The sequence below is a fragment of the Rhizobium sp. P1_C7 genome, assembly GCF_056406295.1.
This window is the reverse complement of sequence record NZ_JBFUAL010000004.1, coordinates 125115-142257: the sequence shown is the minus strand read 5'-3', so window position 1 is coordinate 142257 and position 17143 is coordinate 125115. Positions and strand designations below refer to the sequence as shown.

Genomic DNA, 17143 nt, shown 5'->3' with positions numbered 1-17143 from the left:
GTTTCTTAAAGAACGTCCGCGCCCGCAGCCCTCTCATCAGACTCTTCGAGCCACCTTATCTCCGTCGGGGCGAAGGGGAGCAAGAGGTCAGCACTTCTCGCAGTGGAGAAGAAGAGACACTTGGCCCGCCTACCGAATGAGAGCAAGGTAAGCGCTCGCGACCATCGCATCGATATCGGCGGGCACCGGAACGATGCAGGATTCGGGACCGACTTGGCGCCTTGCGACCCTTTCCAGGCAACGAACTTGGAGGGTGAACCCCAGGTCCATCGACTCCACCGAGTTGCCGAGCGGTCGCGGGCCGGCAAGGTTGGCCATGTGACCGCCGCCAAGAATGTGGATGGCGCGGCCGTCGTTCATATGCAGCGTCTCTATACCGTCAGCCTCGTAGCGGTCGATCCAGGTAACGTCGGCATGCTGCCTGAAAGCCGCTACATCGATCTCAGTGGGAAAATGGCCGCCGTTCATCAAGATCGCGCCGTTCTTGATCAATGGCAGATCCTTGGCGGTCACGATATCCGGATGGCCGGTGACGGTAACGAGGACATCGGCCGAGCCGATCGCATCGACCCGCAGCGGCGTCAGGAAGCCATCGAGATGAGCCTCAAGTGCTGTCACCGGATCGATGTCGACCACGCTGACCTGCGAGAAAGCGTTGCGGAAGCAGGCGGCGGTCCCCTTGCCGCAGGCGCCATATCCGAAAACCGTCACGCGCTTGCCGTTCGTTGAGCGGTTGGTGAAGCGCATATAGCTTTCGAACAGGCTCTGGCCGACCGCGTGCCTGTTTTCGGCGAACTGCTTGATAGGGCTGTCGTTGATAACGAGGATCGGCATGCTCAGCCCTTCGCGCATCGGCAGGAGACGCGTGCGGCCCGACGTCGTCTCCTCCGTGCCGCCGAGAAGATTGGCATAGGGACGCTCCGCCGCAATGGCGAAGAGATCCCCGCCATTGTCCAGGAGCAGATCGGGCTTTTCAGCGATAACGGCTTCAAGGCTCTGGCGGTGGGCGACGGGGTCGGTCGTCTGCGTCGCGAAGACTGTCATCCCTTCGGAACGCAGGAACTCCACGGTCGAAGGCTGCGTGCTGTTGAGATTGCCGGTGCAGACGAGGCGCGCGCCGCCAGCGCGCAGCGTCATTAGAAGCACCACGGTCTTAGGCTCGAGGTGGATGCCGGTACCGATGGTCAGACCCTCGAATGGTCTCGTCTCCCTGAACTCGGCGGCGGTTGCCTGCAACAAGAGGCAACTGCTGCCGATCCATTCGATGCGCGTTGCGCTTCTTGTCATGGGTTGGTCCTTTAGAATTGCCGCAATGGTAGGCCGAATACCTCCAAGGGAACATGGACATATTTCTACGAAAGGCGCAGAAAATCTGCCTGGCCCCGCCGGGCATAAGCGGCCAAAACGAGATGCCACGGACACCAAAGCAGCCTCAGCAACGTTAGCCGGCAATCTTTTTCACGCATTCCGGACGCACAATCACCATAGTGCTGACTTAACAGTGCACGACATGCTGGCGTCATTGATTGCAATGCAATGGAAGCGCATATTGTTTGGCGTGTAGGGTGACGGAATCAGAGCATTTCATGACGGTTTCCTTAAGCCGAAACAAAAACGAAACGCTCTATTGGTAAGTATGAATGCTGTTGCGAACGATGGCGACGTGCGGATCGCGCAAGTTTTGCATAAGATATTGGCAATATAATCGACCAACCAGACTATAAAGGTGACCCGACCGTTGACTCTTCTTGCCCGCCTGGCCTCCGACGTACAACTGATGTTCCGGCGCCCACCGCGCCAGCAGTATGCTGCGCTCTGCTACCGGGCAAAGGCGAAGACCGCTGTCGAGGTGCTTTTGCTGACAAGCCGCGACACCGGTCGCTGGGTCATTCCCAAGGGCTGGCCGATGGAGGGTTGCACCTCTTACGAGGTGGCTGCCCGCGAAGCCTACGAGGAGGCGGGCGTGCGCGGCACGGTGGAGAGCCAGACGATCGGCTGCTATCACTATCCCAAGGTCCTCAAGAACGGGTTGAAAGTGACCTGCAAGGTTCAGGTCTACGCGCTTGAAACCGCAACCATCGCCAAGAATTTCAAGGAGAAGGGCGAACGTCGCTTCGAATGGGTTTCCTGCGAGGAAGCCGCAAAGCGTGTACATGAGCCCGAGCTTCGCGATCTCTTCCTGTTGTTCAGGCATCGCATGACGGAACAAATTCCCGGACGGTTGCCAAAGCAAATTCCGGCGGAATGAATCCTGCCGTCTTGCGCTGTCGGAGGGGACGGCGCTAAAGCAGGGATTCAGCCACAGGGAACAGCATGCCAGACCGCCCAACCATCCTCACAAAACGAACGCTCGACAAGGATCTCGACAGGCTGACGCACGTTGAGGACGCGGCGAAGTATGTTTCACGGAGGCTGATTGCGCCCGGCATCGGGCTGGTGTTCCTCGGTCTCGCGATGCTGTTTGCGGGCGTCTATGTCTTCGATCGGCCGGGCGCCGTTCTTGTGATCGCCGCCGCAGCGCTCGCCGGCTACATGGCCATGAACATCGGCGCGAACGATGTGACGAACAATGTCGGCGCGGCGGTCGGCGCACGCGCCATGACCATGGGCCAGGCGCTGGTCATTGCGGCGATATTCGAAATTCTCGGCGCAACGATCGCCGGCGGCGAGGTGGTGAAGACAATCTCGTCCAGCATTGTCGATGCCGTTCAGGTGCCGGCCGGCATGCTGGCGTGGATCATGATGGCGGCGCTGATGGCAGCGGCCTTGTGGATCAACCTCGCCACGTGGATGAACTCACCGGTCTCGACGACCCACTCCATCGTAGGCGCCGTGATCGGCGCCGGCATCGGTGCCGTCGGACCGGGTCCGGTGAATTGGCGTGTGATGATCGAGATCACGTCCAGCTGGGTGACGTCGCCGTTGATCGGGGGAATCTTTGCCGCGGGCCTGCTCTACTTGGTCAAGACCTTCATCATCTACCGTGAGGACAAGATCGCCGCTGCAAAGCGCTGGGTGCCGGTTCTGATCGCCATCATGGTCGGCGCTTTCACCGCTTACATGATCCTTCAGCTGGAGACTGCCGGGGCATTCTCCTCGGCAACCACCCTCCTGCTAGGCGTGGCTGCGGGGCTCATCGCCTGGATTGTCGGACGACCGTTTGTGCATCGGCAGGCGCAAGGGCTCGAGAACCGCAACAGCTCGCTTCGCGTCCTTTTCCAGCTCCCGCTGATCGGCTCGGCGGCGCTGCTGTCCTTCGCGCATGGCGCAAACGATGTCTCGAACGCTGTCGGGCCGCTCTCGGCCATCGTGCGCGTTTCGATCGGGCAGCCGCTCGGCGACGACTCCCCTCCTGCGCTTTGGGTAATGCTGATCGGGGCACTCGGCATCTCTGTCGGCCTGTTGCTGTTCGGCCCGCGCCTGATCCGGCTGGTCGGCGAACAGATCACCAAGCTCAATCCGATGCGTGCTTATTGCGTGGCACTTTCCACAGCATTCACGGTGATCGTTGCCTCATGGCTCGGGCTGCCTGTCAGCACGACGCATATTGCCGTCGGTGCCGTTTTTGGCGTCGGCTTCTTCCGCGAGTGGTATACACGCCGCTCGAAGCGTCGGATCGAATACATGCGCAGGAAAGCGGAGGTCTGGATGGTCGAGGAACCGGACGATCCGAATACCCATGAGGTTCGCCGCCGCTACCTCGTTCGTCGCTCGCATTTCATGACGATCATCGCCGCATGGGTCATCACCGTACCGGCATCCGCCGCGCTTGCAGCGATGATCTATTGGGCTATGTTCGCGCTCTTCGTTTAGGCAGGACTTTCTGATGCGGGCCAATTTCCGGATGCAACGCCTCTTCATCGACGCGCCCCTCGCCGCCGGGGGAGCCGTGGAGGCTACCGCGGACCATTTCAACTACCTCGCAAACGTGCTGCGCATGCCTGACGGCGCAGAAATCCTGGTTTTCAACGGCCGGGACGGCGAATGGAAGGCCCGCCTTGCCTTTCCCACCCGTAAACGCATCCTGCTTGTTGCCGAGGAGCAGACGCGGCCGCAGCCTCCTGCCTCCGACCTGCGCTACCTGTTTGCGCCGCTGAAGGTGGGGCGGCTCGACTATCTCGTGCAGAAGGCCGTGGAGATGGGTGCCGGCATACTGCAGCCAGTGATGACGCAGCATGTCCAGGGCAAGATCACCAACCTCGACAAGCTCAAGGCCAACGTCACCGAAGCGGCTGAGCAATGCGGCATCCTCGGGGTACCCGAGGTAGCAGAGCCGGTCAGGCTGTTCGATCTGCTCGACGGATGGTCGCCTGAGCGGCGGATTATCTATTGCGACGAAGGCGATGCCGGGCAAAACCCGCTGCCGCTGCTCTCCAAAATCACGGAGCGCAGGCTTGCGCTCCTCGTGGGGCCGGAAGGCGGGTTTTCCGAGGAGGAGCGCTTGCGCCTGCGCAGCCTCGACTTCGTCACCGCCATTCCGCTCGGCCCGAGGATCCTGCGCGCCGATACGGCCGCCGTCGCCGCCATGGCGGTTATCCAGGCAGCGATCGGCGACTGGAATTGATCTTCGAGGAGGTTAGTCGCGAATGTGCTGCTATTTTTTTGATGAGCCGTTGAAACATTTTCACTTGCAACATACCTGCCAGCGGTCCTAATCACCCTTCCAATTGTCCGTTCCCCCGGGCGCTTTCCCAAATACAGGTTACTTGAATGGCCCGCGACACTACCGACCAGACGCCGCTCTCTTCGGTTCAGGAGCTGACCGATTATCTTGCGGCGGGCAACAAGCCGAAGGAGAACTTCCGTATCGGTACGGAGCACGAGAAGTTTGCCTTCTTCCGTGCCGACAACAGCCCGGTTCCCTACTTCGGCGAAAGCAGCATTTCGGGTCTGTTGAAGGGATTGCAGCAAAAAAGCGGCTGGGATCCGATCCTTGACGGCGACAACATCATCGGGCTCGGAGCACCAAATGGCATGGGCGCGATCTCGATCGAGCCGGGCGGTCAGTTCGAGCTCTCCGGCGCGCCGCTGGAAACGATCCACGAGACCTGCAAGGAATCGAATACGCACCTTGCAACGCTTCGGGAAATCGCCGAGCCAATGGGCATCCGTTTCCTCGGCATCGGAGGCAGCCCGAAGTGGACACTCGCCGAGACCCCCGTCATGCCGAAGTCTCGCTATGAGATCATGAGCCGCTACATGCCGAAGGTCGGCACCAAGGGCCTCGATATGATGTACCGCACCTGTACGATCCAGGTGAATCTGGACTTCTCGTCGGAAGCGGACATGCGCAAGAAGATGCGCGTCTCGATGAAGCTGCAGTCGCTGGCGACCGCGCTCTTTGCCTCCTCGCCCTTTACCGAAGACAAGCTCAACGGCCTGCTGTCTTGGCGCGGCGATATCTGGCGCGATACCGACAACCGTCGTTCGGGCCTGCTCGATTTCACCTTCCGTGACGACTTCGGCTTCCATGACTATGTCGAATGGGCGCTTGACGTGCCGATGTACTTCATCGTCCGTGACAACCGCTATCACGACTGTACTCACGTCAGCTTCCGCCAGTTCATGAACGGCGCGCTGAAGGGCGCGGTTGCCGCCTGGGAGCCTACGATGGGAGACTGGACGAACCACCTGTCGACACTGTTTCCCGATGTGCGCCTGAAGCGCTTCCTGGAAATGCGAGGTGCGGATGGCGGTCCGTGGCGGCGCATCTGTGGACTGCCGGCATTCTGGGTCGGACTTCTCTACGACGACGCGGCGCTCGACGCAGCCGATATGCTAACCAAGGACTGGACGTTCGACGAAGTGGATGCGCTGCGCAATGCCGTTCCCGCCGAAGGGCTGAAGGCGAAGTTCCGCGGCCATGCGCTCTATGAGACGGCACGCGAGGTCATTGCCGTTTCAAAGGCGGGCCTCAAGGCGCGCGGCAAGCTCAACAGGGAAGGTCAGGACGAAACGATCTTTCTTTCTCCACTCGATGAAGTCATGGCGAAGAAGGCGACGCTCGCCGAGGATCTGCTGGCGCTTTATCACGGTCGTTGGGGCGGTTCGGTGGAGCCGGTGTTTGAGGAATACCAATACTAACCCCTTCTGCAAAAAGCGGTTTGCCCATCCCTTTTTCCGGCTATACTGACAGGAATAAGCGTCGCGAACCGGGGAAAGGATTTCCATGCTGCCACTCTTCGACATGATGATGCAGGCGCAGAACGGCGCGGCGATGGACGCCGTCTCCAAGCAGTTCAATCTTGCGCAGGAGCAGGCGACCAAGGCCATGGCCGCCCTGATGCCGGCCTTCTCTGCGGGATTGAAGCGCAGCACCAGCAACCCCTACGACTTCATGGGATTGATGCAGGCCGTTTCCTCAGGCAACTACGCGACATACTTCGAGGACATGAGCAGGGCCTTCACGCCGCAAGGCATTTCCGACGGCAACAACATCCTTGCGCAGCTTTTCGGCTCCAAGGAGGTTTCCCGCGCTGTGGCCGCGCAGGCAGCCCAGATGACCGGCATCGGCCAGGAAATCTACAAACAGATGCTGCCCGTCATGGCAGGGACGCTTATGGGCGGCCTCTTCAAACAGTCGATGGGGCAGATGAGCGCGCCGGTGAACCCGTTCCTGAATACCGCCATGGGGGAAACCATCCAGAAATGGCTGGAGAGCACCGGCTTCGTCCCCAAGCAGAACACCGCTCCCGAGCCCAGCATCTTCGACAATCCTTTTACCCAGGCCATGCAGCTGATGTTCAGCGCACCAAAGCCCGAGCCAGCGAAGGCGGCGGCGAACCCCTTCCTCGACAATCCCTTCGCCAAGGCGTTCCAGGACATGATGGGCAATCTCGGAAAGCCCGTCGCGCCGAAGTCTGTCGAGCCTCCAAAGGAGGAGGCTAAAGCCGCCACGGAAGGCTACGTGGACATGCTGAACACGATGTTCGACAGCGGCCTCGAAGTGCAGAAAAGCTACCAGAAGAACATGGAAGCGATCTTCGAGACGTATATGCCGAAGGCGCCCGCCGCCTCTCCTTCGAAAGAATAAAAAAACCCGGAGACGGCTGGGAGGCCGGTCACCGGGCAAGAGGCAGGGCTATTGGCTATCACCCTGCGGGGAAAACTGGGCCGGCCCTACTCCTGGTGGGACCGGAGGGTCGAATTGCGCCCGCGATTGCGCGCGGTACGCGTCAGGTGATCGGAAGGGTCTTCAAAGAAGGTCGACGCCAGGAACGCCGAGGTCAGATCGGCCCTGCTAAGGCCGATGTCCTTCAATTGATTGTCGTCGAGCTCTTGCAGCCGGTTGATCTCCATACGATTGCGGAACACGCGCAGTACGGATGCCAGCGTTGCAAAGCCATTTGCGAGACGTCGGGAAAACGTCATCGTCGCCTGGCTGCAGTCGAGTTCCAATATCCGGTCTGTCGTGCGCATGGGACTATCCTTTCATTGGCGCGCAACAACCCGCCCCTCCCACGAGGTCGAGCGGGAAGGAGTCAGGCTGAAATCGGTTCGGACAGTCAGGGTGTCTGTCCATCACTTAGCTTGATTTGCACCCTGAAGATGCCAAACGCCTATTGATCAGTCCAACGAATGTTTCTAATGATTATCATCAGAGATCGTTATAGGTGGGATCATGGCCGCGCCTCTTGATATTGACCAGTTGCAGACCTTCATCGCAATTGTCGACTCCGGCAGCTTCACTAAGGCCGCCGACCGGGTCTACAAGACGCAGTCGGCCGTCTCCATGCAGATGCGGAGGCTGGAAGAGCGCGTCGGCAAGCAGCTGTTCATCAAGGACGGGCGCGGCAACCGGCTGACCGTCGAAGGCGAAAAGCTGCTCAACTACGCGCGGCGCATCATCCGCCTCAACAACGAGGCGATCGCCGCCTTCGACGACAATCGTCTTGAGGGCATGCTGCGTATCGGCACACCGGATGACTATGCCGACCGCTACATGCCGGAGATCATCGGCCGTTTCGCCAAGACGCATCCGAATGTGGAACTCTACATCGTCTGCGAACCTTCGGTGGACCTTGCCGAGCGCATGCATCGCGGCGAGCTCGATATCGCGCTGGTGACGCACAACCCGCGCGAGCGCATGTCCGACGTCGTACGGACCGAACCGCTCTGCTGGGTCGGCTCGGCCAACCATCCGATCCGTGACGATGCTCCGGTACCGCTTGCGGTGGGCCGCCGCGACTGCCAGTGGCGTCAGCTGGCCTGCTCGGCGCTCGATGCGGTGGGCCGCGAGCATCAGATCCTGTTCACCAGTTGGTCCTGCACGGTTGTCGCGGCTGCGGTTCTTGCGGGCATGGCCGTGTCCGTCATGCCGGAATCGGCACTGCGCACTGGCATGAAGGTGCTCAGTCAGGCGGACGGCTTCCCCGCCCTGCCCCCGGTTCAGATTGGCATCATGAAGCGGCCCGGCGTTTCGATATCGCTGATGAATGCGATCACGGCGCACATCACAGCTTGCTTGGACAACATCACGCCGGCGGTTGTCGACGACAATCTCGAAGCCGACCTGAAAAATGCCTATGGCCGTGTACAACCTCGGCTGAAGGTCGCCAACACGGTCACCAGTTGGTAGGCTTCAGGCAGCTGCTGCCGAGAAGAAGGACGAGCGGATGACACACTTCCACTCGTCTAGAATACGTTTCGCCAGCGAAGCCTCGCTGGCGACCGCAAGCCGGATCGACGCACCAATCAGGTGACTGAAGAGGTAGGTGCGGGCCTGCATGTCGACAGCGGTGAGTTCCGGCGCAACGCGCCGCACCGCGTCGTGGAAAATGTCGGCAATTCGGGTGCTGTGTTCGATATTCAACCGCAGCAGATCATGGTCGGTTTCTGTCCCCATCCAGATGCCGAGATAGGTGGCGTCGCTTCGGCAATCGTCATAGTGCCAGTCGATCGTTGAGGCGAGCACGTCGAGCGCGTGCTCGACGGACTGAACAGACGCGAAGGCTTCCGCTATTCTCGCCTGAATGGCGGAGGTATGGCGATCAAAGAGGGCTCTGACGATGGCAGCCTTTTCGGGGAAATACTGATAGACCGAGCCGATGGGAACCTTGGCAGCGACGGCCAGTTCGGTCATGCGCATGGCGCTCACGCCCTTTTCGGCGATCAGCCGCGCCGCAGCAGATAGGATGAGATCCAATCTCTGGATACTGCGTTCCTGTTTGGGCTTCCTGCGGAGTCCAATGCGATCCAATGCGACGTTCATGTCGTTCCCCATCCACCTTATTGTGCAGTTCAAATCGGTGCTTTTGGCCGATATGACATGCAGGTCTTCATGGTGCGTAAACGACAACGGTCGAATTTTAACGATTGCGAAAAGCACAAAATAATCGGGGAGATACACCCCGATTTGGTGGTTTTCCAATGGTGAGCCTACTCGGCTGCGGCGGGCTGTGCGCTGAGCGTATCGACCTTGTAGCCGTGCTGCTTTTCGAGCGCTGCGCGCACGCCCGACTCGTAGTCCAGGTGGACCAGCTTGAAGTGTGCGAGCTGGCGCTCGACGATCGCGCCCGGTACGCCGCCCATGGCTGCCACAACGTTGGAGAACAGCCGAGCCTTCTGCTCGGCATCGAACAGTTTGAACAGCGCCCGCACCTGGCGGCCGTAGTCGTCGTTGCCGTCGCGGTGATTGTGGCGGGCGACATCGCTCACGTGCGGTCGATCCTTCACCTTGGAGCAGACGGCGAGAAAAGGCGGCGGGACTCTTGGGGGCTGATCCGCATCGGCATCATTCCGACCGTCGCGCCCTATCTAGTGCCGCAGTTCATCCCGCACCTTCGAAACAAATCCAGGCGTCGAAGTCGAATTGAGGGAAGCCGTGACCGACCGCCTGATGGCGGATCTATCAGCGGGCAAGCTCGACGCTGTCATCGCGGCCCTGCCGCTCGATGTCGACGGCATTCAGACACGACCGCTGTTTGCGGACCGTATTTTCATGGCCGTCGCGGAAAACGGCGACAACGTTCTGATGTCGCCGCTGACCGAGCATGAGGTGAACGTCGACCGACTGCTTCTTCTGGAGGAAGCACTGCCTGCGCGATCAGGCACTCGCGGTCTGCAGCAGCGGCAAGCGAAGCCTCGTCAATTTCGGCGCGACATCCATGGCGACCCCTGTTGCAGATGGTATCGCACGACATGGGCATGACGCTGATCCCGAAAATGGCGATCGCCACCGAGACCAGCCGCAACTCCATCCGCATCGTGCCTTTTGCCGAGCCCCAGCCCTCGCGCGAAATACGCCTTGCCTGGCGGCGAAGCAATCATCGCGCCACGGAGATGGAGGCACTGGCGGAGACGATCATAGCGGTCGCCCCCGCTCCGTACGCCTTGGCGGCCTGATCAGGAGAGGTTCTTCTTGAGGAACTCGACCGTGCGACCCCAGGCGAGATCCGCCGCCTTCTTGTCGTAGCGTGCCGCCGAGGTGTCGTTGTTGAAGGCATGATTGGCGCCGTCGTAGACAAAGATCTGGACGTCCTTGCCGTTGGCCTCGAGCGCCTTCTTGTAAGCCTCGATGCCAGCATTGATGCGATCGTCCAGACCGGCATAGTGCAGCAGCAGCGCCGCCTTGATGTTCGGCACATCGGCCGCCTGCGGCTGAGCTCCATAGTAGGCGACGCCGGCCTTCAGCTCGGGAGATTTCGTCGCGAAGTTGTTGACTAGCCCGCCTCCCCAGCAAAAACCAATGGCTCCGACCTTGCCGTTTGCACCCTCCAGCTTCGAAAGATAGGCAAGGCTCGCCTCTGCGTTGGCCACGGTTACGGCAGGATCGAGCTTGCCGAACATCTCGCGTGCCTGATCCTCATTCTCCGGCGTGCCGCCGGCAGGTGACAAAAAGTCCGGTGCAAGCGCAATGAAGCCCTCCAGTGCCAAGCGGCGGGCTACATCGCGGATGTGTGGATTGAGGCCGCGGTTTTCGTGGATGACGATAACGGCGCCGAGTTGACCGGAAGGGTTCTTCGGCTCGACGAGATAGCCTTTCATCTCGCCGCCTTTGCCCGGATAGGTGACGTCCTTCGCCGTCAACCGTTCATCGCCGGCTGATACCATCTCGGCGCTTGCATTGCTCGCGGCCAGCATTGGCGCGATAGCGGCGGCGGCACTGGCGGAACCGGCAAGCTTGGCCAGCTTGTCCATGAAATTGCGCCGATCGAGCGTCAGATGTGTGTACTCGTCGTAGGCGTTTATCATCGCCTGCGTGATTTCCGGCTTGTTCATTTCAACCTCCTCTTCCCTGCCCATGCAATTTGCCTGAGAGAAGATAGGCCAGCCTGAAGTAACGCAGGAACAAAACTGCGTTACCGCTCACAGGCGACGACGTCAGCCGGTCGGGAAGGCCATCCATACGCCAAGCCAGAGCCACATGGCGCCAAGAACGATGTAGCCGGTGGCAAACAGCGGGCTGCGGTAGCGGATACGGTTGCTCGTGACGTGCACGAAGGCCTGGGCATAGCGAAGCGCCACGAAGATCCACGCAAGGATTACCGCGACGAGGTTATCGGCTTCCGTGATGTAGAGAAGGATGCAGCAGGCGTAGAAAAGCACCGGCAGTTCGAACTGGTTCGCGATGCAGTTCTTGACGAAAAGGCTTTCCGGCGGTTCGTCGCGATTTTCGCGATAGCTCGAAAGCCGGACCTTTCCGGCCTGGACCATTTTCCGGCGGCGGTAGCCGAGCAGCATGTAGAGGACATAGACCAGCGCCACGTGGGCGATGATTGGCCAGAACATTTCGTAGCCGGTCATTCCGCTCATATGGTCTTCTCCTTGCCGCTTCCGCTTTGATTTCAGAGCTGTAGAGGAAAAGATTCGGCCTCTCCAGTCAAACACCCGCCACAGATGGCGCGGCGGCCATACCGCGATTAGGCCTGCACGATGCCGCCGTCGGCAAACAATTCAACACCCGAAGCTCGATTCATCGCGCGGCTCTCGAACCCGGCTTGGCGGTGGCAGCGCTGACGGATTATCGCGCGCCCAGATCGCCCGGAGGCATCAGGCGGAATATGGCAAAGCGGATGATGACGATCAGGGATATGGCGAAGGTCGCGAATTTCAGGCTGCTCGCCCATGGCAGCAGACCTGCCGCGAAGCTCCAGGCAACGCCGTCACTGAAGACATTTGTCGTCAGTATGTTCTCGGCATAGTCGGCGATAGCGTAGACGAACGGCAGCGCATAAAACGCTCCGACCAGCAGAGGATGCATCGGGCGGCCGAAATAGACCCCGCCCGGCTCCAGCTTGACGAGGACCGCGACGATCAGCGCAGTCAGCAAAGCGGGAAAAACAAGCTCCGGCCCGGCATGCATGCCGAGCAGAAGATCTCGTGCCTCGGGCGTTCTGATCAATACGCCGCGCATCGCATCGATGTCGGTCGCATCGTATCCGGCCAGCCGCGTTTCGAGTATCCAGATTCTGGTCATATCCCGGAAGGGTAGGACAAAACCGAAGGCCGACCATGAGAACACGGCCAGGCAGAGGGCTGCGAGCAGCGCGATGATCCAGAATGGGATACGGCTGCCCGCGCTTGTCATCAGGCGCCGGAGCCCGGATAGTTCGGGCTTTCGCGCGTGATCGTCACGTCGTGCGGGTGGCTTTCGCGAAGGCCGGCGCCCGAGATGCGCACGAAGGTCGCGCGTTCCTGGAACTCCTTGAGGTCCTTGCCGCCGACATAGCCCATCGCCGCCTTGAGGCCGCCCGCGAGCTGGTGCAGCACACCCGAGACCGGACCCTTGTAGGGAACCTGACCTTCGATGCCTTCCGGCACGAGTTTCAGTGTGTCGCGCACTTCCGCCTGGAAGTAGCGGTCGGCAGAACCACGGGCCATGGCGCCAACGGAGCCCATGCCGCGGTAGGCCTTGAAGGAGCGGCCCTGGTACAGATAGACTTCGCCCGGGCTTTCATCAGTGCCGGCAAGCAGCGAGCCGATCATGACGGCGGAAGCGCCAGACGCGATCGCCTTGGCAACGTCGCCGGAGAACTTGATGCCGCCGTCCGCGATGACGGGAATGTCCTGCGCCTGCGCGGCTTCGACGGCAGACATGATGGCGGCAAGCTGGGGAACACCGACGCCGGCGACGATGCGCGTCGTGCAGATCGAGCCCGGGCCGATGCCGACCTTGACCGCATCCGCGCCGGCATCAATCAGCGCCCTGGTGCCCTCCGATGTCGCCACGTTTCCGGCCATGATGCGCACCGAGTTGGAGAACATCTTGACGCGGGTGACAGCTTCGAGAACGCGCGCCGAATGGCCATGTGCTGTATCGACGACCAGCAGATCGACCCCTGCCTCGATCAAGCGCTCGGCGCGCTCGAAACCATCGTCACCGACGCCGATAGCAGCTGCGGCGCGCAGCCTGCCCTGCATGTCCTTGGAGGCATTCGGGTTCAGCTGCGACTTTTCGATATCCTTGACGGTAATCAGACCGACGCAGCGGCCTTCGCCGTCGACAACCAGCAGCTTCTCGATGCGGTGCGAGTGCAGCAGGCGCTTGGCTTCCTGCTGATCGACGTTTTCCTTGACCGTGATCAGCCCTTCGCGCGTCATCAGTTCGTAGATCTTCTGTGACGGATCGGACGCGAAGCGGACGTCGCGATTTGTCAGGATGCCGACGAGACGACCGGACTTCTCAACGACCGGAATGCCGGAGATGCTGTAGGTCTTCATCAGGCCAAGCGCATCGGCCAGCGTCGCATCGGGGCCAATCGTGACCGGGTTGACGACCATGCCGCTTTCGAACTTCTTGACCTGCCGGACCTGTTCGGCCTGTTCGATCGGGGTCAGGTTCTTATGGATGACGCCTAGCCCACCTGCCTGCGCCATGGCGATGGCAAGACGGCTTTCAGTAACGGTATCCATGGCGGAGGAGATGATCGGGATGTTCAGCTCGAAATCGGTCGCGATGCGCGTTGCGACGCTGGTCTGGCCTGGCAGAACCTCCGAGTGACCTGGCTGCAGCAGCACATCGTCGAAGGTGAGAGCGTCTAACCCGGTTGGCGTTTCAATGATGCGAGCCATGGCCAATTTCCTCAATTACGAAAAATGCAACGCCACCCGGAACGAATCGTCCGCACCGGCGGTGTGCAAGGGTTGCTTTGGAAGTTGGCGAGGGCTGGTAACACGTCTCTGACAGGAAGGGAATAGCAAAAGACGCCGTGTACGACTGCCGGACGCGGATCGTCGGCAGCACCGATTCTGCGCGCAACAAAACGTTCCACGAGCGATGGCCCACGTTCAATGGGCTCATAATCACGTCCTCATCCCTGTGCCTCTCACAGGGGACAAGTACATCCAGGTTATTGAATACAAAAGATTCTTGCCACGGCACAGGCTCGCCGTGGCTGGTTTCCTGCGGCAAGCGCAGGAATGAGGTGGAGGAAAGACGGCGCTCGAAAAGGGCCAAATGAGATCGATATCAGCGGTATGAGCCTGGCGTGTCCGCCGGGCTTGGTATGGCTGCCATGCAGCAAGATCACAGGTCGAACTGATAGGTCATCGGGACGAAGCGGTATCCGGTTTCATATGTGTCGACAAAGCCGACGGCCGGAAACGGCATGTGATAGCCGAGGAAGGCGATCCTGTCCGTCGCGATCATGTCGAACACCTTTTTGCGCGACGCGGCGGCCTGGGCCTTGTCCATGTCGAAACGGACCTCCCATTCGGGCTTTTGCAGCGACAGGATGTAGTGGTTGGCGGTATCGCCGGTGGCAACGAGACGCTTGCCGTCCGATTCGACGTGGAACACTATGTGGCCCGGCGAATGGCCCGGCGCCAGCATCGCTGTGATGCCGCTTGCGACCTTGTCGCCGTCTCCAATGAATGTCGTCTTTTCGGCAAATGGCACGACATTGGCCAGCACCGCCTTGTGGCCGCCTTCCGCCGGCGTGCCTTCGCGAGCCTTGCTCGTCCAGAAATCGTATTCGGCCTGTCCGGCAACGTAGCGGGCGTTCTTGAACGCAGGTGCGCCACCCTCCATAAGGCCGCCGATGTGATCGCCGTGCAGATGGGTCAGGGCCACCAGAGTGATATCGTCGGGCGCGTATCCGGCCGCCTTCAGACCATCGTGCAGTAGTCCGACGCCACGGGCGCGGCCGCCTTCGCCGAAGCCTGTATCGATGAGAATGACATCCGATCCGGTGTCGATCAGTGCAGGCGCATAGGAATTGACGAACTTGTCGGTCGGCAGGAAGTTCTTCCCAAGCAGTTCCTGAACGGTTTCCGGCTTCTGATTGGTGCCGAAAGTTTCATAGGGCTTCTCGAGAACGCTCGCTCCGTCCTTGAAGACGGTGAACCTGTAGGAGCCGAGGCTGAATTGATTGAACTGGGGCTGCGTCGTCGCATCCATCTTGGTCTTGTCTCCGCTTGCGGCCATCGCGGCCGTCTCTCTCAAAATCACCGGCGCCGCCAGCAGGCCAACGCCTGCAGCAACGAACGCGCGCCGTCTTATCCCCGTCGACACTGCCATATCCCATCCTTCCAATAGCGCACGACGTCCTCGTCGCACAGAGCCCCCCGTCGCGACGAACCGAAGCCTGTCGTTGCAATCGACCGAGACGAACATACGTCAATCTTGATCGTTGAAATTGCTGGGCAAGCAGTCTCACGCGGACGTGATACAAACGTGTTTCCGCGGCCGATAGAGGGGTTGGCAGAGGCTGATAGGAGGACTACAGAGCTCTGGCTTTCCGAGCCGCCTTCTCCAGACCTTCAAGGCATTCGCGTATGAACCGAATCGTCCCGCTGATCCTCGCCGTCGCTCTCTTCATGGAGCAGATGGATTCCACCGTCATTGCGACCGCCTTGCCTGCGATTGCCAACGACCTGCATGTCGGGCCGATCACACTGAAGCTGGCGCTGACCTCCTACATGGTTTCGCTCGCGGTCTTCATTCCGGTCAGCGGCTGGATGGCAGACCGGTTCGGCGCCAAGCGCATCTTCCGGCTGGCGATCTGCGTCTTCGTCATCGGCTCGATCTTCTGCGCGGCGTCCTCCGGCCTCATCGAATTCGTCTGCGCCCGCTTCCTGCAAGGCATGGGCGGCGCGATGATGACGCCCGTCGGCCGCCTCGTTCTGTTGAGAACAACGAAGCGAAGCGATCTTGTTTCCGCCATGGCGCTGCTGACGATCCCCGCCCTTGTCGGGCCGCTGGCAGGACCGCCGCTCGGCGGCTTCATCACAACCTATTTCACCTGGCACTGGATTTTTCTGATCAACGTTCCGGTCGGCATCGTCGGCGTCTGGCTTGCGACGATCTTCCTGCCGGAGGTGGAGGCAACGGCGCCGCCGAAGCTCGACGTCACCGGCTTCGTACTGACCTCGTTTGCCGCCGCCGGCGTGGTCTTCGGCCTGTCGGTCGTCAGCCTGCCGGCGCTGCCGCCGATGGTCGGCATTGGTGCAACGGCAATCGGCATCGTCTGCGGCGTGCTCTATGTACGCCACGCCAAACGACATCCCGCGCCGATACTCAACCTCAAGCTCTTCCGCAATCCGACCTTCCGTGCGTCGACGACCGGCGGAACGCTCTTTCGGATCTGCATCGGCGCCATGCCGTTCCTGACACCGCTAATGTTGCAGCTCGGATTCGGCCTGACGCCGTTCCAGTCCGGCCTCATCACCTTTGCCGGCGCGATCGGCGCGATCACCACGAAATTTATGGCGCGACGGGTTTTTGCGGCTGTCGGCTTCCGCACGACGCTGCTTTCGGCCGCCGCCGTGACAACCGTGGTGACGGCCACGACCGGCTTCTTCACGCCGGAAACGCCGCATCTCGTCATCATCGGCATTCTTCTGATCGGCGGCTTTTCGCGTTCGTTCTTCTTCACAGGCGTGAATGCACTCGCCTATGCCGATATCGATGACGCGCAGGCAAGTCAGGCAACCTCCATGAGTTCGGTGATGCAGCAGATCAGCCTGGCGCTCGGGGTTGCGCTCGCCGCGGCGATCCTGGAAACCTCGATCTTTCTGCGCGGCGAAGCGCTGCAGGTGGCGGACTTCCACGTCGCCTTTTACGTCATTGCGCTGCTGACCGTGGTGGCTACCATCCCGTTCATCAGGATGGACAAAAGCGCCGGCGCGCTCGTTTCGGGCCATCGCGCCAGCCCGATCACCGCAGCAGCGCTCGAGGCGGAGCAGCAGGCCGTGAAATAGA

The 17143-nt window shown here is 60.6% G+C and carries 15 protein-coding genes and 2 pseudogenes; 8 read left to right on the top strand and 9 right to left on the bottom strand.

The window, feature by feature from the left end; translation table 11 throughout:
* Positions 1-129: 129 nt before the first annotated feature.
* A complete protein-coding gene (locus AC1D2R_RS07520) occupies positions 130-1305 on the bottom strand; it encodes an adenosylhomocysteinase (RefSeq protein ID WP_477966759.1) in 1176 nt (391 codons plus the stop codon).
* Between the two features lie 433 nt (positions 1306-1738).
* On the opposite strand from AC1D2R_RS07520, the gene AC1D2R_RS07515 reads away from it, so the two are divergent.
* The 5 genes from AC1D2R_RS07515 to AC1D2R_RS07495 all read left to right on the top strand — a co-directional run bounded on the left by AC1D2R_RS07515 (position 1739) and on the right by AC1D2R_RS07495 (position 7033).
* Positions 1739-2248: an NUDIX hydrolase gene (locus AC1D2R_RS07515; RefSeq protein ID WP_477966757.1), complete on the top strand. Its 510-nt coding sequence runs from the start codon at positions 1739-1741 to the stop codon at positions 2246-2248.
* A 65-nt stretch (positions 2249-2313) separates the two neighbouring features.
* Complete coding sequence (locus AC1D2R_RS07510) at positions 2314-3813, top strand: inorganic phosphate transporter (RefSeq protein ID WP_477966325.1); 1500 nt, start codon at positions 2314-2316, stop codon at positions 3811-3813.
* Positions 3814-3826: 13 nt separating this feature from the next.
* A complete protein-coding gene (locus tag AC1D2R_RS07505; RefSeq protein WP_477966323.1) occupies positions 3827-4564 on the top strand; it encodes a 16S rRNA (uracil(1498)-N(3))-methyltransferase in 738 nt (245 codons plus the stop codon).
* A 146-nt stretch (positions 4565-4710) separates the two neighbouring features.
* Entirely contained in the window at positions 4711-6084 is a 1374-nt protein-coding gene (locus AC1D2R_RS07500) for a glutamate--cysteine ligase (protein WP_477966321.1), read from the top strand.
* A gap of 85 nt (positions 6085-6169) precedes the next feature.
* Complete coding sequence (locus AC1D2R_RS07495; RefSeq protein ID WP_477966319.1) at positions 6170-7033, top strand: DUF937 domain-containing protein; 864 nt, start codon at positions 6170-6172, stop codon at positions 7031-7033.
* A gap of 86 nt (positions 7034-7119) precedes the next feature.
* Here the strand turns inward: AC1D2R_RS07495 and AC1D2R_RS07490 are convergent, their stop codons facing one another.
* Positions 7120-7419, bottom strand: a complete 300-nt coding sequence (locus AC1D2R_RS07490; protein ID WP_477966317.1) for a YjiS-like domain-containing protein — start codon at positions 7417-7419, stop codon at positions 7120-7122.
* Between the two features lie 202 nt (positions 7420-7621).
* Between AC1D2R_RS07490 and AC1D2R_RS07485 the strand changes: the two genes are divergently transcribed.
* Positions 7622-8578 carry a LysR substrate-binding domain-containing protein gene (locus AC1D2R_RS07485; protein ID WP_037059633.1) on the top strand — a complete coding sequence of 319 codons (957 nt, stop codon included), beginning with the start codon at positions 7622-7624 and terminating at the stop codon, positions 8576-8578.
* A 3-nt stretch (positions 8579-8581) separates the two neighbouring features.
* Here AC1D2R_RS07485 and AC1D2R_RS07480 read toward each other — a convergent pair whose 3' ends face one another.
* Positions 8582-9211, bottom strand: a complete 630-nt coding sequence (locus AC1D2R_RS07480) for a TetR/AcrR family transcriptional regulator (RefSeq protein ID WP_477966315.1) — start codon at positions 9209-9211, stop codon at positions 8582-8584.
* Positions 9212-9378: 167 nt separating this feature from the next.
* A pseudogene (locus AC1D2R_RS07475) lies at positions 9379-9651 on the bottom strand (catalase-related domain-containing protein); the annotation flags it as partial.
* Positions 9652-9676: 25 nt separating this feature from the next.
* On the opposite strand from AC1D2R_RS07475, the pseudogene AC1D2R_RS07470 reads away from it, so the two are divergent.
* A pseudogene (locus AC1D2R_RS07470) lies at positions 9677-10344 on the top strand (hydrogen peroxide-inducible genes activator); the annotation flags it as partial.
* Here the strand turns inward: AC1D2R_RS07470 and AC1D2R_RS07465 are convergent.
* The 5 genes from AC1D2R_RS07465 to AC1D2R_RS07445 form a co-directional block, all read right to left on the bottom strand.
* On the bottom strand, positions 10345-11220 hold the full coding sequence (locus tag AC1D2R_RS07465; RefSeq protein ID WP_477966313.1) for a dienelactone hydrolase family protein: 876 nt from the start codon (positions 11218-11220) through the stop codon (positions 10345-10347).
* 102 nt (positions 11221-11322) lie between these two features.
* Entirely contained in the window at positions 11323-11745 is a 423-nt protein-coding gene (locus AC1D2R_RS07460; protein WP_477966755.1) for an MAPEG family protein, read from the bottom strand.
* Between the two features lie 217 nt (positions 11746-11962).
* Complete coding sequence (locus AC1D2R_RS07455) at positions 11963-12529, bottom strand: hypothetical protein (protein WP_477966311.1); 567 nt, start codon at positions 12527-12529, stop codon at positions 11963-11965.
* Positions 12529-14013 (bottom strand): IMP dehydrogenase, encoded by a 1485-nt coding sequence (gene guaB / locus AC1D2R_RS07450; protein WP_477966309.1) that lies wholly within the window; start codon positions 14011-14013, stop codon positions 12529-12531. Before guaB ends, AC1D2R_RS07455 begins: the two co-directional genes overlap by 1 nt.
* A 454-nt stretch (positions 14014-14467) precedes the next feature.
* Positions 14468-15460: an MBL fold metallo-hydrolase gene (locus AC1D2R_RS07445; RefSeq protein ID WP_477966307.1), complete on the bottom strand. Its 993-nt coding sequence runs from the start codon at positions 15458-15460 to the stop codon at positions 14468-14470.
* A 257-nt stretch (positions 15461-15717) separates the two neighbouring features.
* Here AC1D2R_RS07445 and AC1D2R_RS07440 point away from each other — a divergent pair, with 257 nt between their 5' ends.
* A complete protein-coding gene (locus tag AC1D2R_RS07440; protein ID WP_477966305.1) occupies positions 15718-17142 on the top strand; it encodes an MFS transporter in 1425 nt (474 codons plus the stop codon).
* Position 17143 lies beyond the last annotated feature (1 nt).